The organism is Streptomyces sp. XM83C, assembly GCF_023072675.1.
In the GTDB taxonomy this organism is placed as follows: domain Bacteria; phylum Actinomycetota; class Actinomycetes; order Streptomycetales; family Streptomycetaceae; genus Streptomyces; species Streptomyces thermocoprophilus.
The window spans coordinates 1-3,061 of the sequence record NZ_JALLGL010000477.1 but is presented as its reverse complement, the minus strand read 5'-3'; the positions used below and the strand labels follow the sequence as shown (position 1 = coordinate 3,061).

Below are 3,061 nucleotides of genomic sequence, written 5' to 3'. Positions count from 1 at the left end.
GACCCCCGCAGCACCCCCGCGAACCGGCGCGTGGCCCCCAGCCACTCGGTCCCGGTGAGCACTTCCCGCAGCAGCGCGACCCGTACGGCGTCCATGGCGTCGCATCCTGCCGCACCCGGCCCCGCCGCACGCCCCGTTCGCACCGGATTCGCCCGACGTGGGGAACCGGCCGGGCCCCGCCCCGGGCACCCGGCCGGACGTAGAGTCGGCGCATGACCTCATCCGACAGTGCACAGACCCCCGCCAAGGCGCCCGCCAAGGACCCCTGGGATCTCCCCGACGTCTCCGGACTCGTCGTCGGCGTGCTCGGCGGGACCGGGCCGCAGGGCAAGGGCCTCGCCTACCGGTTCGCCAAGGCCGGACAGAAGGTGATCATCGGCTCGCGTGCCGCCGAGCGCGCCGAGGCCGCCGCCGCGGAACTCGGCCACGGCATCGAGGGGGCCGACAACGCCGAATGCGCCCGCCGCAGCGACATCGTCATCGTCGCCGTGCCGTGGGACGGGCACGGCAAGACCCTGGAGTCGCTGCGCGAGGAACTCGCCGGCAAGCTCGTCGTCGACTGCGTCAACCCGCTCGGCTTCGACAAGAAGGGCGCCTACGCGCTCAAGCCGGAGGAGGGCAGCGCGGCGCAGCAGGCCGCGGCCCTGCTGCCGGAGTCGCGGGTCACCGCCGCCTTCCACCATCTGTCCGCGGTCCTCCTCCAGGACCCGGACATCGACGAGATCGACACCGATGTGATGGTCCTCGGCGAGGAACGCGCCGACGTGGAGATCGTCCAGGCCCTCGCCGGCCGCATCCCCGGCATGCGGGGCATCTTCGCCGGGCGGCTGCGCAACGCCCACCAGGTGGAGTCCCTCGTCGCCAACCTGATCTCCGTCAACCGCCGCTACAAGGCACACGCGGGGCTCCGGATCACGGACGTATGACCGCATGGGGGACACTGGGGTGCGACAGCGTCCGCAGTGTCCCCCGACAGGAGCCGACCGACATGCCCCGTCTCGCCCTCTACCCGCTGATCGCCTGCGTCCTCGCCGTCGTCGCGGCCGTGATCTCGTTCGTCCAGGGCAACTGGATGGGGATCGTGTGGGTGCTGCTCGCGGGGCTCGCGTCCAATGTGACCTGGTACTACATCAAGCGGGACCGGGCCGGTAAGGCAGCCGCCGCGGCCGGGTCCGGGGCCGGGCGCGCGGCCTGAGCCGGCCCGTCCCGTCCCGGCGGTCCTCGCGCCGGCGGTCAGGACGCGGCCGTGCAGATCTCGTTCGTGCCGCGCCAGAAGCGGAACAGGTCGTAACCGCAGTACGTGTCGAAGTCGCTGATGCCGAGCCCTTTCAGGATCGCGTCGACCGCGTCGAAGAACGCCCCGTTGATCGCCGGGACCCACAGCACCGCGAACACGAACAGCAGACCGAACGGGGCGAACGGCTCCACCTGCCGGCGCACCTCGTACGACAGCCACGGCTCGATCACGCCGTAACCGTCCAGGCCAGGCACCGGCAGGAAGTTCAGGATGGCCGCCGTGACCTGGAGCAGCGCCAGGAACGCCAGCGCGTACCGGAACTCCGCCGGGACGCCGTCCAGCGCGTCCAGCCAGAACGGCGCCGTGCACACCGCCGCGAACAGCACGTTCGTCAGCGGGCCCGCCGCCGAGATCAGGCTGTGCCTCCAGCGGCCCCGGATCCGGCTCCGCTCGATGAACACCGCACCACCCGGCAGACCGATACCGCCCATGATCACGAAGACGACCGGCAGCACGATGCTGAGCAGCGCGTGCGTGTACTTCATCGGATTGAGCGTCAGATAGCCTTTCGCCCCGACCGTGATGTCCCCGCTGTGCAGGGCGGTGCGCGCGTGCGCGTACTCGTGCAGGCACAGGGAGACGACCCAGGCGGCCGTCACGAACAGGAACACCGCGAGGCCGGGCTGCTCGGCGAACCCGGTCCAGGTGGCCCAGCCCGTCACCGCCGTCACGGCCAGGATCCCCACGAAGACAGGACTGATCCTGCGGTCGCTGTGGCGGGCGGCGGTCGTGGTCATCGGGCTCCCCTGCTCCTCGTACGCGCGTCGGACACGCGGGACTGCCCGACCGTACCCGGCTCGGACCGAAAACGTCTCGCGTCCGGCCGCCGGTTCCCGCAAGGTGGGCCCGGACCGGCAGGCCGCCGCCCCGTGACCCGACCCGGCCCCCCTCCAGCCCGACCGACGGAGACAATGAACCCGTGCGCTACCGCATCCTCGGCACCACCCAGGCGTTCCGACCCGACGGCACGGCCGTCACGCTCGGCGGGGCACGGCTGCGCTCCCTGCTGACCGTGCTGGCCCTGCGCGCCGGACGGACCGTACCGACGGGGCTGCTGGTGGAGGAGGTGTGGGCCGGGGACCCGCCCGCTGACGCCACCGGCGCGCTGCAGGCGCTGATCGGGCGGCTGCGCCGGGCCCTCGGCGCCGACGCGGTGCTCTCCGCCGAGGGCGGCTACCGGCTGGCCGCCGCCCCCGACGACATCGACCTGCACCGCTTCGAACGCCTCACCGCCGACGGCCTGCGCGCCCTCGCCGACGGCGACGCCGCGAAAGCCGCCGCCGTGCTGGAGGACGCCCTCGCCCTGTGGGAGGGGCCCTGCCTCGCCGACCTGCCCTCCCGTGCCGCCGAGGCCGCCCGCTGGGAGACACGGCTGCTGGACGCCCGGCGCGGACGCCTCACCGCCCTGCTCGGCCTCGGCCGGGCCGACGAGGCGCTGCCCGAACTGACCGCGCTGTGCGACGCCCACCCCCTCGACGAGCCGTTGCAGGTGCTGCGCCTGCGTGCCCTGCACGCCACCGGCCGCACCGCGGAGGCCCTCGCCGCGTACGACGCCGTACGGCGGCTGCTGGCCGACCGGCTCGGCTCCGACCCGGGGCCCGCCCTGCGCGCCCTGCACGGCGAACTGCTGACGGCGGGCACAGCCGGGCCCACGGCCACGTCCACGGCCTCTCCCGCCGGTGCCGGCCCCGTCGGGAGAAGCCCGGCCGGCCCCGCCGCCGCGCCGTACCGCGCTGCCGTCACGCCCCCGCACGCCCCCGCCGC

The 3,061-nt window shown here is 74.0% G+C and carries 4 protein-coding genes; 3 read left to right on the top strand and 1 reads right to left on the bottom strand.

Features of this window, described 5'->3' with window-relative positions:
- Positions 1-212 precede the first annotated feature (212 nt).
- A complete protein-coding gene (gene npdG, locus MTQ10_RS29440; RefSeq protein WP_247473460.1) occupies positions 213-926 on the top strand; it encodes an NADPH-dependent F420 reductase in 714 nt (237 codons plus the stop codon).
- Positions 927-988: 62 nt separating this feature from the next.
- On the top strand, positions 989-1,195 hold the full coding sequence (locus MTQ10_RS29435; RefSeq protein ID WP_308404611.1) for a hypothetical protein: 207 nt from the start codon (positions 989-991) through the stop codon (positions 1,193-1,195).
- A 38-nt stretch (positions 1,196-1,233) separates the two neighbouring features.
- Here MTQ10_RS29435 and MTQ10_RS29430 read toward each other — a convergent pair whose 3' ends face one another.
- Positions 1,234-2,034 carry a site-2 protease family protein gene (locus MTQ10_RS29430; RefSeq protein ID WP_247473459.1) on the bottom strand — a complete coding sequence of 267 codons (801 nt, stop codon included), beginning with the start codon at positions 2,032-2,034 and terminating at the stop codon, positions 1,234-1,236.
- A gap of 182 nt (positions 2,035-2,216) precedes the next feature.
- On the opposite strand from MTQ10_RS29430, the gene MTQ10_RS29425 reads away from it, so the two are divergent.
- The coding region (locus MTQ10_RS29425) for an AfsR/SARP family transcriptional regulator (RefSeq protein ID WP_247473458.1) at positions 2,217-3,061 on the top strand (845 nt) is incomplete at its 3' end.

Bases quoted from the DNA above. Each gene is read 5' to 3' on its own strand.
- npdG (WP_247473460.1), top strand. From the start codon at position 213: ATGACCTCATCCGACAGTGCACAGACCCCCGCCAAGGCGCCCGCCAAG.
- MTQ10_RS29435 (WP_308404611.1), top strand. From the start codon at position 989: ATGCCCCGTCTCGCCCTCTACCCGCTGATCGCCTGCGTCCTCGCCGTC.
- MTQ10_RS29430 (WP_247473459.1), bottom strand. From the start codon at position 2,034: ATGACCACGACCGCCGCCCGCCACAGCGACCGCAGGATCAGTCCTGTC.